We start from the raw sequence: 15910 nt of genomic DNA, 5'->3' as shown, positions 1-15910 counted from the left end.
ACCAAGAATTACTTCTTAGTCTCGTCTAGTTCTTTATTGATTTGATCTTTCACTTCATTCTTAGCATCCTGAAATTCACGGATACCTTTGCCTAGTCCACGCATTAACTCAGGCAACTTCTTTCCACCAAAGAACAATAGTATGGCTAAACCGATTAATAAAAGTTCTCCACCACCTAATCCGTTCAAAAACAACAATATACTTGCTATGCTCATCATTTTCTGTATTTAAAAATTTTGTAAATATATTCAATACTAATTAAAAATCCTTCTCTAAAGGCCAAAGATTACATTTGTTTTTCAAATTCATCCAGTTCTTGTTTGATTGATCCACCAACCCATAAGACCAATGCCAAATCATCTGTAAAACCAATAATAGGCAATAAATCCGGTATGAAATCAAAAGGTGATATAAAGTAAATCAAAACTGCGGCAATTTTTGCTAGAGTTATCGCAGGTAATTTACGATAAGTTCCTTGTACATACGCCTTAATCAATTGACTAAACAATACAATATAATGATTTAATAAACGAACCACAGAAAGATTACTCTGTGCGGCTGTTGCATTCACTTTTTGTAAAGCTCTTTTCACCAAGTTTAATAAACCATATTTATTGTTAGCCATTAAGTCCTCACCTTTATCCAAAGCTTCTTTGAAAAATTGGGAGCTCAAAATCCGATCAATAAAAGTGATTTTTCTCGTCATAAACATTGAATTATCCATAAATGTACAAATTGAATACCAAAATCTAGCAGGCTTTGTCCTTAATTATATAATCCATATACTTTTACAAATATATAACGGTTTTGTCGTAATTTAGGGGAGTTTTTTGCTCATAAGAATCATTAAAATCATACAACAATGAAAATTACCGTAGTTGGAGCTGGTGCTGTAGGTGCTACATGTGCTGACAACATCGCTAGAAAAGAATTAGCAGATGAATTAGTTTTATTGGACATCAAAGAAGGAATTGCCGAAGGCAAAACCTTAGATATGTTCCAAACCGCCTCTCTATTAGGTTTTGATACCAAATTAGTAGGTTCTACCAACGATTATTCTAAAACAGCTAATTCAGATGTGGTTGTCATTACTTCTGGTTTACCAAGAAAACCTGGTATGACGCGTGAAGAATTAATTGGGGTTAACGCTGGTATTGTTAAGAGTGTTGTAGAGAATATTTTGAAATTTTCTAAAAACCCAATCATTGTGATCATTTCTAACCCAATGGATACCATGACTTACTTAGCTAAGTCCGTAGCAGGATTAGACAAGCATCGCATCATTGGTATGGGTGGTACTTTGGACTCTGCTCGTTTCAAATGTTATTTAGCGAAAGCCATGGACGTATCCATCAATGATATCCACGGAACTGTCATTGGTGGTCATGGTGATACAACCATGATTCCTTTAAAACGTTTAGCTACGTATAACGGAGTTCCAGTAAGTCAATTCTTGTCTACTGAAACATTAGATAGAGTGGCTGCGGATACCATGGTAGGTGGTGCTACATTAACAGGTCTATTAGGCACATCAGCTTGGTATGCACCAGGTGCAGCTGGTGCCGCTTTGGTAGAAGCTATTGTACGTGATGAGAAAAAAATCATGTCATGTTGCGTATCTCTTGACGGAGAATATGGCCAATCAGACATCTGTTTGGGTGTACCTGTTGTTTTAGGTAAAAACGGATGGGAGAAAATCGTTGATTATCAATTAACGGAAGACGAGCAAGCTGCATTCAACAAATCAGCTGATGCTGTTCGCAATATGAACTCAGTTTTAAGTACTTTGAGTTTATAATTCCTACGAAATAAACAATAAAAGGCCATCATTCGATGGCCTTTTCCTATTTAGAGCGGATAGCAATAACAGGGTCCATCTTGGCTGCCACCCAAGCTGGTATAATCCCAGATAAAATTCCGATAAAACTAGAGATCATTAAACCGCTAAGAATATTTTTAAAGCTTAAACTCAAGGGCAACGCCTCTTGAGGAATGAAAGTAATTAAAACCACCAATCCAATCCCCACAATCCCTCCTATTAAGCTTAAAAATACTGCTTCAAATAAAAATTGAAACATAATGAAGTAATTCTTGGCTCCTAAAGACTTTTGAATCCCAATGATATTAGTTCTTTCTTTCACCGATACAAACATGATATTGGCAATACCAAATCCGCCAACTAATAGCGAAAAACCTGCAATTAAAGCTCCAGCTACATTAAGCACAGAAAATATCCCATCAAAAAACTGATTCAAACCATCCATCCGATTGATAGAAAAAGAATCCTCTTGCTTGGGTTTAATGGAGCGTAAACTTCGTATCATTCCAGTAATATCTCCTTCTAAATTTTGTTGATTGACATCGTCTTCAAAAGCTTTAATCGAAATATCAGGTTGAGGTCTATCCTTCTGAAAAATCGTAGCAAAAGTGATATAAGGAATAATTACTTTCTCATCGGGTGTACCTCCAAAACCCAACATATCATTTCCCTTTTTCTCAATGATGCCTATCACCGAAAACTTTATTCCGTTCAATTTGATTACTTGACCAATCATTGACTCTCCATTGGACAGGTTTTCGGCTACTTTGGAGCCAATAATCGCCACGTTAAGTCCATTATCTGATTCGATGGGTAAAAAATACCTTCCTTCACTAATGGGGCAGCTAGTTACTTGATTATAATCATAACTGGCACCTGTAATATTAATATCCATACTACTACTTCCCCGATTGACAGAAGCGGTTCTTCCTCCATCAATAATAGCTACTGCCTGAGCGGAAGTTAGATTTTCTTTCAAATATTTAAATTCCGAATATTTCATCTCAGGACGGTTCAAATATTTCCACCAAGGATAATTATTTTGCATCAACCAAGGCCATTTGCCCACATACAAAACTCCAGAACCCGCAAATGAATCAATCTCCGAACGAATCTTGCCATTTAATGAATCCACAGCTGTAAAAACAGCTACTATGGCAAAAATACCCACACTAACACCCAACAAGGACAAGGTGGTACGCATGATATTAGAACGAAGTGCCTGGTAGGCGAAAACTAAACTTTCAAATACTTGTCTTAGAAATTTCATAGCTATGAATTTGCGCAATAAGCTTAAAGTTACTAAGCTATTTCAATTTATATTCTTCTAATTGTATGAATAGATGGTATAAACTTTGAATGGCAATATGAAGGTAAGACTGGATTTTTGTAATTTTGAATCTTAATTCATACCTATGGCCTGGAGTCAACGAGAATATCACGTATTATCTGCTCATTTTGAGGGTAAATTATATTTTGATACCTCTCAATCATCTCAAATAGCCAGAAAAATTTATGCCACTGACGCCTCGGTATACCAAGTTCAGCCAAAAGCTGTTGCCATTCCAGCTTCGCAAAAAGACATTAAACGTCTAATTCAATTTGCTAAAAACAATAAATTAGGCATTATTCCACGTGGTGCAGGAACATCACTGGCAGGTCAAGTGGTAGGAGAAGGCATCGTGATGGAGATTTCTTCCGCCATGAGTAAAATCATTTCATTAAACAAAAAAGAAAAAACTGTTTGGGTAGAACCTGGTATTGTAAGAGATGATTTAAATACATCCATCAAAAAAACGGGATTGTTCTTTGGACCAGAAACCTCCACCGCCAATAGGGCCTTATTGGGTGGAATGGTTGGTAATAATTCTTGCGGATTACATTCCATTGTCTGGGGAAATGTACGTGACCACTTGCTAGAAACAAAAGCTATTCTAGCTGATGGTACAGACATTTATACTCATCCCTTGAGCAATGAAGAATTTTACAAGAAAACGAGCCTTCAAAATTTAGAAGGTAACATATATCGTGAGTTGCATCGGATTTTGAATAATCCCACTTTGCAAGAATTAATCAGAAACAAATTTCCCAAACCGAGCATTAAACGAAGAAATACGGGCTACGCTTTAGATGCTTTGGTGGAAATGCAACCTTTCAACCCTACTGGAAAACCATTTAATCTTTCCGCATTGATAGCGGGATCAGAAGGCACTTTGGCAGTGGTTCACTCCCTACGACTTCATTTACTGGACCTTCCTTCAACCGATGTATGCTTGGTTTGTGTGCATTGTCATTCCATCCAAGAATCCTTGCAAGCTAACTTAGTGGCATTATCATGCCAACCTACTGCCTCCGAATTAGTGGATGACTTCATTCTTTCCTTCACAGAGGGTCATCCTCAATTCCAAAAGGATCGAGATTTTATCCAAGGTAAACCAGAAGCAATTTTGATGGTTGAATTTAGAGGAGATGAGGCATCCAATGGTGAAAATAAAGCCAATCGATTTATTGAAAAATTGAATGCTCAAAGTATAGGATATGCCTCTCCTATTTTAATTGGAGAGGAAATCGCTAAAGGCTGGGATATCCGTAAAGCTGGTTTAGGTTTAATCCGAAATATTCTTGGAGACAAACAAGCAGTTAATCTAATCGAAGATTGTGCCGTGGACCCAGAGGATTTACCAAATTATGTGGCGGATATTCAAGACCTACTCAAAAAACATCAGGTGAATGCCGCATTTTATGCTCATGCTGGTGCTGGCGAATTACACATTGAGCCCTTTCTAGATTTAAAATCGGAAGAAGGAAAAAAACTATTCCGACAATTATTACAAGAAACTGTTCAAATACTAAAAAAATACCAAGGTTCATTAAGTGGAGAACACGGAGATGGCAGACTTCGCGGTGAATTTATTCCTGAAATCATGGGGGCTGAAATATATGACCTATTTCAAGAAATCAAGCATATTTTTGACCCATACAATACGCTGAATCCCGGAAAAATAGTTCATACCCCACCTATGGATGAGGCATTTAGAATTCAAGCAAAAAGTCCACAAAAGAAGCATTATTTCTTTGATTATGGCGCACTAAACGACCCTCTGACCTTAGCAGAAAAATGTTCTGGTTCTGGTGACTGTAAAAAAACTGCCTTAACTGGCGGAACTATGTGTCCTAGTTTTATGGCCACACAACAAGAAAAAGACAGTACTAGGGCGAGAGCCAATATGCTGCGACAAATTCTTAGTTCCGATGTAGAAAAGCCATTTTCTGAACCACAACTAAAAGACATTTTGGATTTATGTCTTTCCTGTAAAGGTTGTCAAACAGAATGTCCTTCAGGAGTTGATATCAGCAAACTAAAGGCGGAAACACTTCAACAAAGTTATATCGACCAAGGTACACCCTGGCGAACCCAGCTGATTGGTCATTTTCCTCGAATTCAAAACTGGGTCCGAAAAATTTCACCACTTTATAATTTTGCAATCGAGTTCCCATTGAGCAGTATTGTCATCAAAAGCTTCATGGGATTTTCATGGGAAAGAAGCATTCCAAAGGTTTCGTTTACAAGTCTAGAAGAATGGTTTTCAACTTACAAAAAATATGTAAACCAAAAGGAAATGCCCTTGGGAATGATTTACTTTTTTGCGGATGAATTCACTAATTACAATGATGTAGCTATAGGTAAAAAGGCGATTGTCCTGTTAAATGAACTTGGCTATGGCATAGAAATACCCCATGGGATTATCAGTGGTAGAAGTTATTTGTCAAAAGGAATGCTCATAGAAGCCAAGAAACTCGCCAACCATAATGTTCGGGCATTAAGGGATATCATCAGTTCTGAAACACCTTTTATTGGATTGGAACCAAGCGCCATACTTAGTTTCCGTGATGAGATTCCAGATTTAGTAGACCCAGTACTTAGACATGATGCACTCCAATTAAAAGCTAACTGTCTGTTGATTGATGAATTCTTAGCCCAAGAAATAAAAGCCGCAAGAATACAAAAATCATCTTTTGGATCAAAAAGCAGAAAAATAGTCCTACACGGACATTGTCATCAAAAATCCATTGCTGGCTTAAGTTCTACTAGACAGGTTTTATCCTTTCCAGAAGGACATGAAGTGGAACTAATCCCATCAGGGTGTTGTGGAATGGCCGGTTCCTTTGGATATGAAAAAAAACACTTTAAGATCTCCAAACAAATAGCCAATCTAGTTCTATTCCCAACTATTTTGTCAAAACCGAGCTCAACCATTGTGGCAAGTAATGGTACTTCTTGCAGGCATCAGATCAAAGACGGCATCGATAAAAAAGCTTATCATACCGTTGAGATTTTATATCAATCCTTAGCCAATCCCCAGATAAAATTATGATTCAATACAACTTATCGCTCTTTTTTGAAAATTCAGCGGAAGAAAAAGCCATCATTGCCTTACAAAAAATCATTGTCCCTGAAATAGAAAAACAATCCTTTATTTCTCGCGTCTATTTATTTGAAATCACCTCACATCAGGAACCTGACTCTAAGGGTTTTAGCTTGCAATGTTGGGTTGAACCCGAATTCGAGAAGCAATTGTCCATTATTGAAGCTCTTGTATCTGGATTTCTAGTAGAAGAATTTCCGAATCAACATGTCTATTTCCCTAGTCAGTTAAAGAAGTTATAACCAATGTATAGCTGCTTTTTGATGTGCTAACAAGTAGTCGTTCGTTTTTGAAAAAGGCTTATTCCCAAACCAACCTCCCCTATTCGCTGACAGTGGTGAAGGATGTGAAGAACACAAAAGCAGATGCTTATCCGCATCAATATTTTTTGCCAAATTTTGAGCATAATTGCCCCATAAAAGAAATACCACATTTTCCTTTTCTTCACTGATTTTTTCAATGGACAAAGAAGTTAATTGTTGCCATCCCAAGTCTGCATGCGAACCGGGTTTCGAATCAGAAACGGTTAAGATAGAATTCAACATCAAAACTCCTTGTTTAGCCCATTGACTTAAGTCACCATCTTGACTCGTCAAAAACACATCTAAATCCAGATGTAATTCCTTTTTAATATTTCTCAATGATGGAGGAAGCGGTATGCCTAGTGGAACAGAAAAACAAAGGCCATGTGCTTGCCCTTTTCCGTGATAAGGATCTTGACCTATGATGACTACTTGGGTATCGGCAAAAGAACAAAGATTAAATGCTTGGAAAATAGCATCCTGAGGCGGATATACGTCTTCCGTCTGCATAATGGTAGACAACTTCTCCTGCATGCTTTCAAAATAAGATTCGCCTAATTCAGAAAGGAAAATATTTTTCCAATCATTCATTAGTAAATCAGGTAATTTTCGAACTATTTTACTCTTGAATTGATCCATACTTATGACCGAATCTATCACGAATGGTTTTTATATTGCTGTAGAGACACATCATATGTCGGAATATGAAATTCAAAAACCATACCAACATTTTTTCTCTTACCAAATTACAATCAAAAACCTCAGTAAGCAACCTGCACAATTAGTAAGTAGATTCTGGAAAATCCAAGATGGATCAGGGAAAACGGAACATGTCAATGGTTTGGGAGTTGTAGGTCAACAACCCATCATTGAACCTAATCAATCCTTTACCTATACTTCTGGCTGTCCTATTATTGGTAATTTAGGCAAAATGAGTGGGCATTACACCTTCCTAAATTTAGAAAATCAATCCACCTTTTCTGTCAAAATTCCCCCATTTGAATTAGCACCAGCTTATATTTTAAATTAATGCGTTTATTTCAAAAAATCTTCTTTCTATTACAAGCACAAACAAGTCATGGATTACATTCCCCTTCTGTATTTAACTTATATTCAGAGGTGATCAACCCGATATTACAAAAGAGAATTTCTAAGAAAATAAAAACGGATGAACTTATCCAAGGCATAAGTCAATATTATGCCCAAGAAATTGATTCAGGTGAAGTTTTCCCTTTGGTTATTCCACGTCTAAGTCCTGAAATTTATCAACAAATTGATCAAGATTTACTACCTAAGGCCCAATTTAATTCCATTCTATTTATACTAAATCCTTATGAGACTACTCTAAGTCAAGATATTTGGGATACCCTGGTAGATGACCCACGAGTGATTCACAGCATAGATTTGTTTGATATGGGAATTTTACGATTTAATCCATTGGCGAGTAAACAGCATTTTATGCTAAAAAAATCATATACATAAAAAAAGGCGACCGAGGTCGCCTTTTCATCAAATTCTCAAAAAATTAAACGGGCTTAGCAATTTCTACTAATACGCGTTTTCCTTTAATTTGAGCTCCAGCCATTTTTTCTAAAACGACATTCGCATATTCTTTAGGCACATCTACATAAGTATGCTTATTCTCAATTTGAATTTGCCCCAAAACACTACCTGGAATTCCAGATTCGCCAGCAAAAGCACCTACGATGTTTGAAGGAGAAATTTTCTCATTGAAACCTATGTTAACAAACATACGAACCATATTTTCATCTGAACGATAAGGTTTGCCTTCTTTGTCATTTCTTGGTCCACGAGGTCCACGATCTCTGTCGCCACCACGGTCATCACGTCCACCGTAACGAGATTCTCTCTCAAAGCGACCAGCGCCACGACGACCATCACGGTCTCCGCCACGATCACCACGGTATCCTCCACGATCTCCTCCACGATCTCCTCCACGGTCATCACGGCCATATTTACGAGATTGACGTTCTAATTCTCCTTCCAGATTTTCATCACCAAACTCATTCTTTTGAACACCCATACTAATTTTCACTAAGGCAGCAACAATTTGCTCCGTAGTAAATCCAGCATGATGAAGATTGGTTAATGCATCGTTAAATACATCCAAATCTCCTTCTTGAATAGTAGCAGCAACACGTTCAATGAACATACCTTTTTTAATACCCACTACATCCGTAAAAGTAGGAATAACTCCTTTTTCGATTTTCACTTTCGTGTAATTCATGATTTCGCGCAAGCGATTTCTTTCCGAACCTACTACCAAAGTAAAAGCTTTACCGAATTTTCCTGCTCTACCTGTACGACCGATACGGTGTACATAATATTCTTCATCCAATGGGATATCATAATTAATAACCGCATCTACATTTTCTACGTCCAAACCACGGGCTGCCACGTCAGTAGCTACCAAGAAACCTACATTTCCGTTACGGAAACGATTCATTACTTGTGTACGCTGAGATTGACGTAAATCACCGTGTAAACCTTCAGCAGCATATCCACGCAACACTAATTCTTCCACTACCTCATCTACCCTTTTCTTCTGATTACAGAAAATAAGCACCAATTTTAGGTTATAAAAATCGATTAAACGTGTCGTAACTTCCATTTTTGCACGTCCTTTGACATCAAAGTACAATTGCTCAATGTTCACATTCGTAATTTCATTTTTAACCACCTTCACTAATTTAGGATTGGTTAAATAACGGTTAGTTAAAGCCAGAATAGGCTTAGACATCGTTGCAGAAAATAATACTACTTGGCGTTCTTCAGGTATTTCTTGTAAGATACTTTCAATATCTTCTCTAAAACCCATATCTAACATTTCGTCAGCTTCATCCAATACAATCATGGAAGCCTGACCTAATTTCAATGCACGACGTTCGATTAAGTCAATCACACGACCAGGAGTACCAACTACAATGTTTGCTCCAGCCTTTAAAGACTTTATTTGACGTTCAATGGAGTCTCCACCATAAACAGTAGTAACCCAAACACCTTTAGTGAATTTGGATAATTTCTTTAATTCTTCAGTCACCTGAAGTGCTAATTCACGTGTAGGACATAACACGATGGCCTGCACATATTTTTCGAATGGAGCGACATGCTCAATCATTGGAATACCAAACGCGGCAGTTTTACCTGTACCAGTTTGTGCTTGGCCGATCACATCACGACCTTCTAAAATAAATGGAATAGCTTCTGATTGAATGGGAGAAGCGAATTCAAAGCCCATTTCATTAACAGCAGCCAGGATTCCTTCCGAAAACGGAAGCGAATCAAAGCGAATTTGATTACTCATTTGTTGTTTTTTAATTACGTTGCCCGAACACATCCGTAATTAACTCTTGCCGATAGCCCTTTACCAGAGAAAAGAATTTTACAATTAATGTAAAAAAAGAGTTGTGAGGATGTATTTGTATTTCTAAAGCACAAAAGTACTTTATAAAAAAATGAGAAGCAAATAAATTGTATTATTTTAATACAGCCTTCTTAGACAAGACCAAAAGTATCTGTGAATTAATCGGAACAGAAGCCTCTGGATTTACGTTATTTCCTGATGCTTTTACCTCAATTCGGTTGGGAGAAACCCCTTCTCCTACCAAGCGATTCTTGACTACAAAACCTCGTTTCAAGGCAGATTTAGAGTCATTTTCAGCAAATGCAAAAATGCGAATTTGCACATCTCTGTATTTATTTAAGCCTTCTGCCATCTTCTTAAAAAAGGCATCAAAAGGGGATACTAATTGATTGGTTTCAGCATCAAAAGAAATTTCGCTAACTCGCAATTCACTTGATTCGGTATTCGTGGTATCCGTCAAATACTCAAACATAGGAACTAAAGTCGAAGTCTTCGGCACGTCAAATGCCTTTCCATCTGGCCAACTTAAATGAGTTAAAGAATCAGATGCAATTCTGGCAGAATCAGCACTTAATTTAGTCAAACTATCACGCAGCTTGGCCAAACTATCTATAGGAATGATTTCTTCCGTATCAGCACTCACCACTTCATCTTCCTTAGTCATTTTGGCATACACAAACCAAGCAATCACCGAAGCTAGCATAATTGATCCTAAAATAAGACCAATCATTTTCCAATTGGTAGAAGAACTTCCTTCTTCATCCGCATTCAATTCGATTTCATCTGTATTAATTGGAAACGAACTTGATTCATGCTTAAATACGTCAGATAAAAGTAAGATTTCCGATATTTGACCTTGTAATTTAGGAGGACATAAGGTCGAAAAATCATGCTTTTGAGCAAAAAAATGTTCCCCAAATGAATTCCAATCCTTCATACTAGCTAGGTCCACAACCTTCAATCGATTCCCATACATAGCAAAACATATGCTCAACCCTTTAACAACTAAAGAACTTTTACATTTCAATTCTCGAGAAACCAATAAAGCAATAGCACTTTTTTTATCGGGCATTAAAATGCCAAATAAACCTTCTCCATAAGATATAATCTTTTCCCAGTTGACACTAGCTGCTGGACTAGAAAATATGATTTCTATCTCTTTACTAGGAACAGCCTTTTGATGTATGAAATTATATAAAGCATTGAATCGAATTCGATTTCGAATAAGCTTTAAGGATGACCCTAAAATGATGGATTCCCAAACAGGCAATAATTCCTGTATTTTATCGACACTCTCGTTGGTTAATTGTGCTACACGTTGAATAAAAATCTCTCTCTCGCCAGCTTCCAAAATTGTAAACATCTGCCTCTTTGGGTATAATTATCCCCTAAATTACATTAGTCCCATCACTTTTAGCACATATTGATTCGTATTTTTTTCATATTTCTTACTTCCATGAAAATGTATCATTAACTTTGCTAGATGAAGAAAGTATTATTCATTGACCGTGATGGAACTATTATCATTGAACCCATCACTGACCAGCAGGTGGATAGTTATGAAAAACTATCGTTTTTGCCTCATGTTATTTCCAATCTGAAAAAAATCACCGAAATCACCGATTATGAATTGGTGATGGTGACTAATCAGGATGGCTTAGGAACCTCCTCTTTTCCAGAAGAAACATTTTGGCCTGCCCAACAAAAAATGTTGGAAATTCTAGCATCTGAGGGGATTACATTTGCCCAAATACATATTGATAAGAGTTTCCCTCATGAAAATTTACCTACCAGAAAACCAGGTATTGGGCTTTTAGGCGAATACTTTTCTCCAGCATACGACTTAGCCAATTCCTTGGTGATTGGAGATCGATTAACCGACATTCAATTAGCTAAAAACTTAGGTTGTCAGGGGATTTTATTGGGTAATTTAGAGGTTCCCATTGAATTAGAAAAGTCAATAGCCTTACAATGTGAAGATTGGAATCAACTATTTCAATTTTTCCAATTACCCGCCAGAAAGGTCTCTCACAATAGAAATACGCATGAAACAAAAATCCATATAGAATTAAATTTGGATGGAAGTGGTAAGGCCAATAACCAAACAGGCCTTGGTTTCTTTGATCATATGTTAGATCAAATTGCCAAACATGCCAACATGGATTTATCGGTACATGTACAAGGAGATTTACACATTGATGAACACCATACCATTGAAGATACCGGTATTGCTTTAGGAGAAGCTTTTGCCATTGCCTTAGGAAATAAGCGAGGAATCAATCGCTATGGATTTTTACTACCCATGGATGATTGTTTAGCACAGGTGGCTATCGACTTCTCTGGACGCAATTGGTTGGTTTGGGAAGCCAATTTCAAACGTGAAAAAATCGGTGAAATGCCAACAGAAATGTTCTCTCATTTTTTTAAATCCTTTTCAGATTCGTCCAAATCCAATTTGAACATCAAAGCAGAAGGTGAAAATGAACATCATAAAATAGAAGCTATTTTTAAAGCTTTTGCTAAGTCGATTCGTTTAGCGGTCCAAAGAGACGTAAATAATTTAAATTCTTTACCAAGTACTAAAGGCCTGCTTTAATTTTTTTAGTACTTTTGCACGTAATTAAACATACAACTATGGGTTATTCAGGAGCAGCATTTTTTATTATTTTGTTCGCAATTTCAATTGTTATTGGTTCAAAACTTCAAAAAATTTATAAAGAAAGAGGTAAATAAGCCTCTTTCTTTATAAACAGCCTTCATCGGCAAAACTGAAATACCCTTGAGCAGTTATTATTACATGGTCCAAAATCTGGATATCTAACATTTTACCTGCTTCTACAATCCGTTGCGTTAATTCCCGATCTGCTTTACTTGGTTTCAATTGTCCAGATGGGTGATTATGAGCTATAATCAATGAACTGGATATGGTGTCTAAAGCAGACTTAAACAATAGTTTTAAGTCGACCGACGTACCAGCTACTCCTCCCATACTCAATCGTTGCATTTTCAATAAATTTGATGCCCGATTTAAATGCATGACCCAAAATTCTTCATGGTTTAAATCAAAGAGGTGGGGATGAAATAAGCGATAAGCATCTTTAGAGCTTTGAATCACTTGGATAGCCTGAGAAGCTTCATATGACATCCTCCTGCGCCCCAATTCCAGAGCAGCTACCAACATGGTAGCCTTTGCCTTACCAAGGCCCTTAAACTTCATGAAATCGTGTAAAGAAAAACGACCTAGGGTACTTAAATTCCCTCCAATAGAATTCAGTAATTCATTGGCCATCAGTAAAGCTGATTTATTGGGAATCCCGGAATGAATCAAAATGGCAAGCAATTCGTCCACCCCTAATAAATCCTTTCCCACTAAGTTTAGCTTCTCTCTGGGACGATCCTCTACATTGAGCTCTTTAATTCCTAAGTTAGAACCTTCGTACTTCATTGGCTTTTTTTAAGCGAATGTAAGGGCCATAAACGAAAAAACCCCGCCATAGGCAGGGTTTATCAAATATATGATAATCGTGCTATTAAGCAGCGACTTTGTTAACCAACTTAGCTAATTTAGACTTCTGGTTGGCAGCTTTATTCTTGTGAATGATGTTCTTCTTCGCTAATTTATCCAAAGCTGAAGAAACTTGTTTGAACAAATCTACCACTACAGATGAGTCCGTAGTCAATCTCAATTTCTTGATCAATGTACGAGTAGATTTATGCTGATAACGATTGCGCAAACGCTTTGCTTCATTTGCCCGAATACGCTTTAGTGCTGATTTATGATTTGCCATTTTTAACTAAAAAATTTCTATTCTTTTGAAAATTGAAATGCAAAAGTAAACAATATGATTTATACTCACAAGGTTTTACTCAAAAAAAGCCAGATAATTTACTTGATTTCTAGCCTCTTTTTATTCAGCAGTCCTAGTTTAAGCTTAAATCCATGGGGATTCTATGCTCATAAAAAAATCAACAAGCTGGCAATCTTCACCTTACCTCCTACTTTAAGTAAATTTTACAAAAGACATCTCTCCAAATTAGAAGAATGGGCCGTGCTACCCGATCAAAGAAGGTATATCTTGGATGTTGAGGCAGCCCGTCATTACATTGACCTAGATCAATATCCCAAATCCATACAACATACTACTTGGGAGCAGGCTATTAAACAAATCCAAGAGGATAGTCTACAGAAACATGGAATCGTTCCTTGGCGTATTCCTCAAGTTCATCACCGATTGATTCAAGCATTTAGAAATAATGACACCTTACAAATCATAAAATTATCGGCAGAATTAGGCCATTATGTAGCAGATGCCCATGTTCCACTGCATACCACCTCTAATTACGATGGGCAAAAAACGGGACAACAAGGCTTGCACAGTTTTTGGGAATCTCGCATACCTGAATTATTAGGTGACTCCATGGAGGATTGGATAGGACCAGCTAACTATCTAGAGAATACACAACAATCTACTTGGGAATGGGTATTGCATGCCCACCAATTAATTCCTGAACTCTTAAAAAATGAAAAAGATTTACATCTAAAAACTCCTGAAAACAAAAAATACAGTTTTGAAAAAAAAGGCAATTCATTAGTTAAAACCTACAGTAAGGCCTATAGTTTAGCCTACCATAAGTCTTTGCATCAGCAAATTGAGAATCAATTTAAATTTGCCATCCAGCACTTAGGTGATTTACTATTTACAGCTTGGATATTGGGTGGACAAAGTGATTTTAAATAAAAATGTGCAATTTTACAGCATGATAACAGAGCAAAGTATACATTTAAAAAGAGGCAAAGATGCCCCTGTGAGAAGGTTTCACCCCTGGATATTTTCAGGTGCGATTTACCAGCAAAGCCCAAACTTACAAGATGGAGATTGGGTCAATGTACTAAGCGACAAAGGGGAATTTCTCGGTCTAGGACATTATCATGTAGGAAGTATCGCTGTAAAAATAGTCTCATTTGCCCCTGTTGTGGATCTCCAAGATTTATGGGTTCATAAAATAGCTAGAGCTTGGGAACTAAGGCAGCAATTAAATTTTTCAGAAACCAATGCCTTTCGCTTAATTCATGGTGAAGGTGACGGCTGCCCTGGATTAATCATTGACGTGTACCAAGATGTATTTGTTTTTCAAGCTCATACCATTGGTATGTATCGAAATAGAGAGGCCATAGTGAACGCCCTTAAAATAGTCTTTGGTGAGCTATTGAAAGCCGTTTATGATAAAAGTAAGGAAACTTTACCTCCGAACTTTGCGGCAAATTGTCAGAATGATTATGTATTTGGCATAGCCACTGTACCCTATGATATTCAAGAAAATGGGGTCAAATTTTCTGTAAATTGGGTAACGGGTCAAAAAACCGGTTTCTTTTTAGATCAAAGAGATAATCGTGCTTTATTAGCTCATTACGCCAAGGATAAGCAAATACTAAACACATTTTGTTATTCAGGAGGTTTTTCTTTGTATGCTTTAAAAGCAGGTGCGGCATCTGTCATTTCATTGGATGCATCTGCCAAAGCCATTGATTTGGTCAATGCCAATATTAGCTTGAATAAGTTTGGGAAAAAGAAACATGAGGCCATTGTAGGAGAAACTCTACCCTATCTTAAAAACAATCAAGATGAATTTGATATCATCATCTTGGACCCTCCTGCCTTTGCCAAGTCTATCAGTACGAAGCATAAAGCGCTTCAAGGCTATCAAAAGATCAATCAATTAGCCATTCAACAAATCAAGAAAAATGGATTGATTTTTACCTATTCTTGCTCGCAAGTGATTACGAGAGAATTATTCTTGAATATGTTAGTGGCAGCAGGAATAGCCGTCGGCAGAGAAATTCAAGTGATTCATCAAATGACCCAAGCCCCTGACCACCCTATCAACTTATTTCATCCAGAAAGTAATTACTTAAAAGGATTTGTGTTACGAGTGATATAAAAAAAGCCATCTGAGAATCATTTCAGATGGCTTTTTT

General features: G+C 37.0%; 16 protein-coding genes. 8 read left to right on the top strand and 8 right to left on the bottom strand.

The features are described 5' to 3' along the window. Positions 1-8: 8 nt before the first annotated feature. Together tatA and EWU23_RS00885 are read right to left on the bottom strand one after the other, a co-directional pair. The gene (gene tatA, locus EWU23_RS00890) at positions 9-215 is read right to left on the bottom strand and encodes a twin-arginine translocase TatA/TatE family subunit (RefSeq protein ID WP_109322843.1); all 207 of its coding nucleotides are present in this window, start codon (positions 213-215) and stop codon (positions 9-11) included. Between the two features lie 71 nt (positions 216-286). After that, entirely contained in the window at positions 287-706 is a 420-nt protein-coding gene (locus EWU23_RS00885; protein ID WP_166227878.1) for a YkvA family protein, read from the bottom strand. A 156-nt stretch (positions 707-862) separates the two neighbouring features. Between EWU23_RS00885 and mdh the strand changes: the two genes are divergently transcribed. Then, on the top strand, positions 863-1798 hold the full coding sequence (gene mdh, locus EWU23_RS00880) for a malate dehydrogenase (RefSeq protein ID WP_166227875.1): 936 nt from the start codon (positions 863-865) through the stop codon (positions 1796-1798). Between the two features lie 46 nt (positions 1799-1844). On the opposite strand, the gene EWU23_RS00875 is transcribed toward mdh, so the two are convergent. Next, positions 1845-3089, bottom strand: coding sequence for an ABC transporter permease (locus EWU23_RS00875; RefSeq protein ID WP_166227873.1), 1245 nt, complete (start codon positions 3087-3089; stop codon positions 1845-1847). Between the two features lie 145 nt (positions 3090-3234). On the opposite strand from EWU23_RS00875, the gene EWU23_RS00870 reads away from it, so the two are divergent. Further along, positions 3235-6195, top strand: coding sequence for an FAD-binding and (Fe-S)-binding domain-containing protein (locus EWU23_RS00870; protein ID WP_166227871.1), 2961 nt, complete (start codon positions 3235-3237; stop codon positions 6193-6195). Further along, on the top strand, positions 6192-6488 hold the full coding sequence (locus EWU23_RS00865) for a DUF4286 family protein (protein WP_166227869.1): 297 nt from the start codon (positions 6192-6194) through the stop codon (positions 6486-6488). Before EWU23_RS00870 ends, EWU23_RS00865 begins: the two co-directional genes overlap by 4 nt. On the opposite strand, the gene EWU23_RS00860 is transcribed toward EWU23_RS00865, so the two are convergent. Continuing rightward, positions 6483-7187, bottom strand: a complete 705-nt coding sequence (locus tag EWU23_RS00860; RefSeq protein ID WP_166227867.1) for a uracil-DNA glycosylase — start codon at positions 7185-7187, stop codon at positions 6483-6485. The genes EWU23_RS00865 and EWU23_RS00860 overlap by 6 nt on opposite strands. 4 nt (positions 7188-7191) lie before the next feature. Here EWU23_RS00860 and apaG point away from each other — a divergent pair, with 4 nt between their 5' ends. Together apaG and EWU23_RS00850 are read left to right on the top strand one after the other, a co-directional pair. Next, the gene (gene apaG / locus EWU23_RS00855; protein WP_166227865.1) at positions 7192-7578 is read left to right on the top strand and encodes a Co2+/Mg2+ efflux protein ApaG; all 387 of its coding nucleotides are present in this window, start codon (positions 7192-7194) and stop codon (positions 7576-7578) included. Then, the gene (locus EWU23_RS00850; RefSeq protein ID WP_166227863.1) at positions 7578-8030 is read left to right on the top strand and encodes a hypothetical protein; all 453 of its coding nucleotides are present in this window, start codon (positions 7578-7580) and stop codon (positions 8028-8030) included. The genes apaG and EWU23_RS00850 overlap by 1 nt, the downstream gene beginning before the upstream one ends. A 43-nt stretch (positions 8031-8073) precedes the next feature. Here the strand turns inward: EWU23_RS00850 and EWU23_RS00845 are convergent, their stop codons facing one another. Further along, entirely contained in the window at positions 8074-9873 is a 1800-nt protein-coding gene (locus EWU23_RS00845; protein WP_166227861.1) for a DEAD/DEAH box helicase, read from the bottom strand. A 172-nt stretch (positions 9874-10045) separates the two neighbouring features. Further along, a complete protein-coding gene (locus tag EWU23_RS00840) occupies positions 10046-11296 on the bottom strand; it encodes an OmpA family protein (RefSeq protein WP_166227859.1) in 1251 nt (416 codons plus the stop codon). Positions 11297-11416: 120 nt separating this feature from the next. Between EWU23_RS00840 and hisB the strand changes: the two genes are divergently transcribed. Further along, positions 11417-12529 (top strand): bifunctional histidinol-phosphatase/imidazoleglycerol-phosphate dehydratase HisB, encoded by a 1113-nt coding sequence (hisB, locus tag EWU23_RS00835; protein WP_166227857.1) that lies wholly within the window; start codon positions 11417-11419, stop codon positions 12527-12529. Positions 12530-12676: 147 nt separating this feature from the next. On the opposite strand, the gene radC is transcribed toward hisB, so the two are convergent. Both radC and rpsT read right to left on the bottom strand, forming a co-directional pair. Next, positions 12677-13378 (bottom strand): RadC family protein, encoded by a 702-nt coding sequence (gene radC / locus EWU23_RS00830; RefSeq protein ID WP_166227855.1) that lies wholly within the window; start codon positions 13376-13378, stop codon positions 12677-12679. Positions 13379-13463: 85 nt separating this feature from the next. Beyond that, entirely contained in the window at positions 13464-13721 is a 258-nt protein-coding gene (gene rpsT / locus EWU23_RS00825; RefSeq protein ID WP_109322831.1) for a 30S ribosomal protein S20, read from the bottom strand. A 54-nt stretch (positions 13722-13775) separates the two neighbouring features. Between rpsT and EWU23_RS00820 the strand changes: the two genes are divergently transcribed. Both EWU23_RS00820 and EWU23_RS00815 read left to right on the top strand, forming a co-directional pair. Continuing rightward, a complete protein-coding gene (locus EWU23_RS00820; RefSeq protein ID WP_166227853.1) occupies positions 13776-14672 on the top strand; it encodes a zinc dependent phospholipase C family protein in 897 nt (298 codons plus the stop codon). A 19-nt stretch (positions 14673-14691) separates the two neighbouring features. Continuing rightward, positions 14692-15873 (top strand): class I SAM-dependent rRNA methyltransferase, encoded by a 1182-nt coding sequence (locus EWU23_RS00815; RefSeq protein WP_205753044.1) that lies wholly within the window; start codon positions 14692-14694, stop codon positions 15871-15873. Positions 15874-15910 lie beyond the last annotated feature (37 nt).

It is taken from the genome of Aquirufa beregesia (genome assembly GCF_011090385.1).
Classification (GTDB): domain Bacteria; phylum Bacteroidota; class Bacteroidia; order Cytophagales; family Spirosomataceae; genus Aquirufa; species Aquirufa beregesia.
Note: the sequence above shows the minus strand (reverse complement) of the source record. Positions and strands in the feature narration are given on the sequence as shown.

Coding starts and splice junctions, on each gene's coding strand:
- tatA (WP_109322843.1), bottom strand. CDS start 215: ATGAGCATAGCAAGTATATTGTTGTTTTTGAACGGATTAGGTGGTGGA.
- EWU23_RS00885 (WP_166227878.1), bottom strand. CDS start 706: ATGACGAGAAAAATCACTTTTATTGATCGGATTTTGAGCTCCCAATTT.
- mdh (WP_166227875.1), top strand. CDS start 863: ATGAAAATTACCGTAGTTGGAGCTGGTGCTGTAGGTGCTACATGTGCT.
- EWU23_RS00875 (WP_166227873.1), bottom strand. CDS start 3,089: ATGAAATTTCTAAGACAAGTATTTGAAAGTTTAGTTTTCGCCTACCAG.
- EWU23_RS00870 (WP_166227871.1), top strand. CDS start 3,235: ATGGCCTGGAGTCAACGAGAATATCACGTATTATCTGCTCATTTTGAG.
- EWU23_RS00865 (WP_166227869.1), top strand. CDS start 6,192: ATGATTCAATACAACTTATCGCTCTTTTTTGAAAATTCAGCGGAAGAA.
- EWU23_RS00860 (WP_166227867.1), bottom strand. CDS start 7,187: ATGGATCAATTCAAGAGTAAAATAGTTCGAAAATTACCTGATTTACTA.
- apaG (WP_166227865.1), top strand. CDS start 7,192: ATGACCGAATCTATCACGAATGGTTTTTATATTGCTGTAGAGACACAT.
- EWU23_RS00850 (WP_166227863.1), top strand. CDS start 7,578: ATGCGTTTATTTCAAAAAATCTTCTTTCTATTACAAGCACAAACAAGT.
- EWU23_RS00845 (WP_166227861.1), bottom strand. CDS start 9,873: ATGAGTAATCAAATTCGCTTTGATTCGCTTCCGTTTTCGGAAGGAATC.
- EWU23_RS00840 (WP_166227859.1), bottom strand. CDS start 11,296: ATGTTTACAATTTTGGAAGCTGGCGAGAGAGAGATTTTTATTCAACGT.
- hisB (WP_166227857.1), top strand. CDS start 11,417: ATGAAGAAAGTATTATTCATTGACCGTGATGGAACTATTATCATTGAA.
- radC (WP_166227855.1), bottom strand. CDS start 13,378: ATGAAGTACGAAGGTTCTAACTTAGGAATTAAAGAGCTCAATGTAGAG.
- rpsT (WP_109322831.1), bottom strand. CDS start 13,721: ATGGCAAATCATAAATCAGCACTAAAGCGTATTCGGGCAAATGAAGCA.
- EWU23_RS00820 (WP_166227853.1), top strand. CDS start 13,776: ATGATTTATACTCACAAGGTTTTACTCAAAAAAAGCCAGATAATTTAC.
- EWU23_RS00815 (WP_205753044.1), top strand. CDS start 14,692: ATGATAACAGAGCAAAGTATACATTTAAAAAGAGGCAAAGATGCCCCT.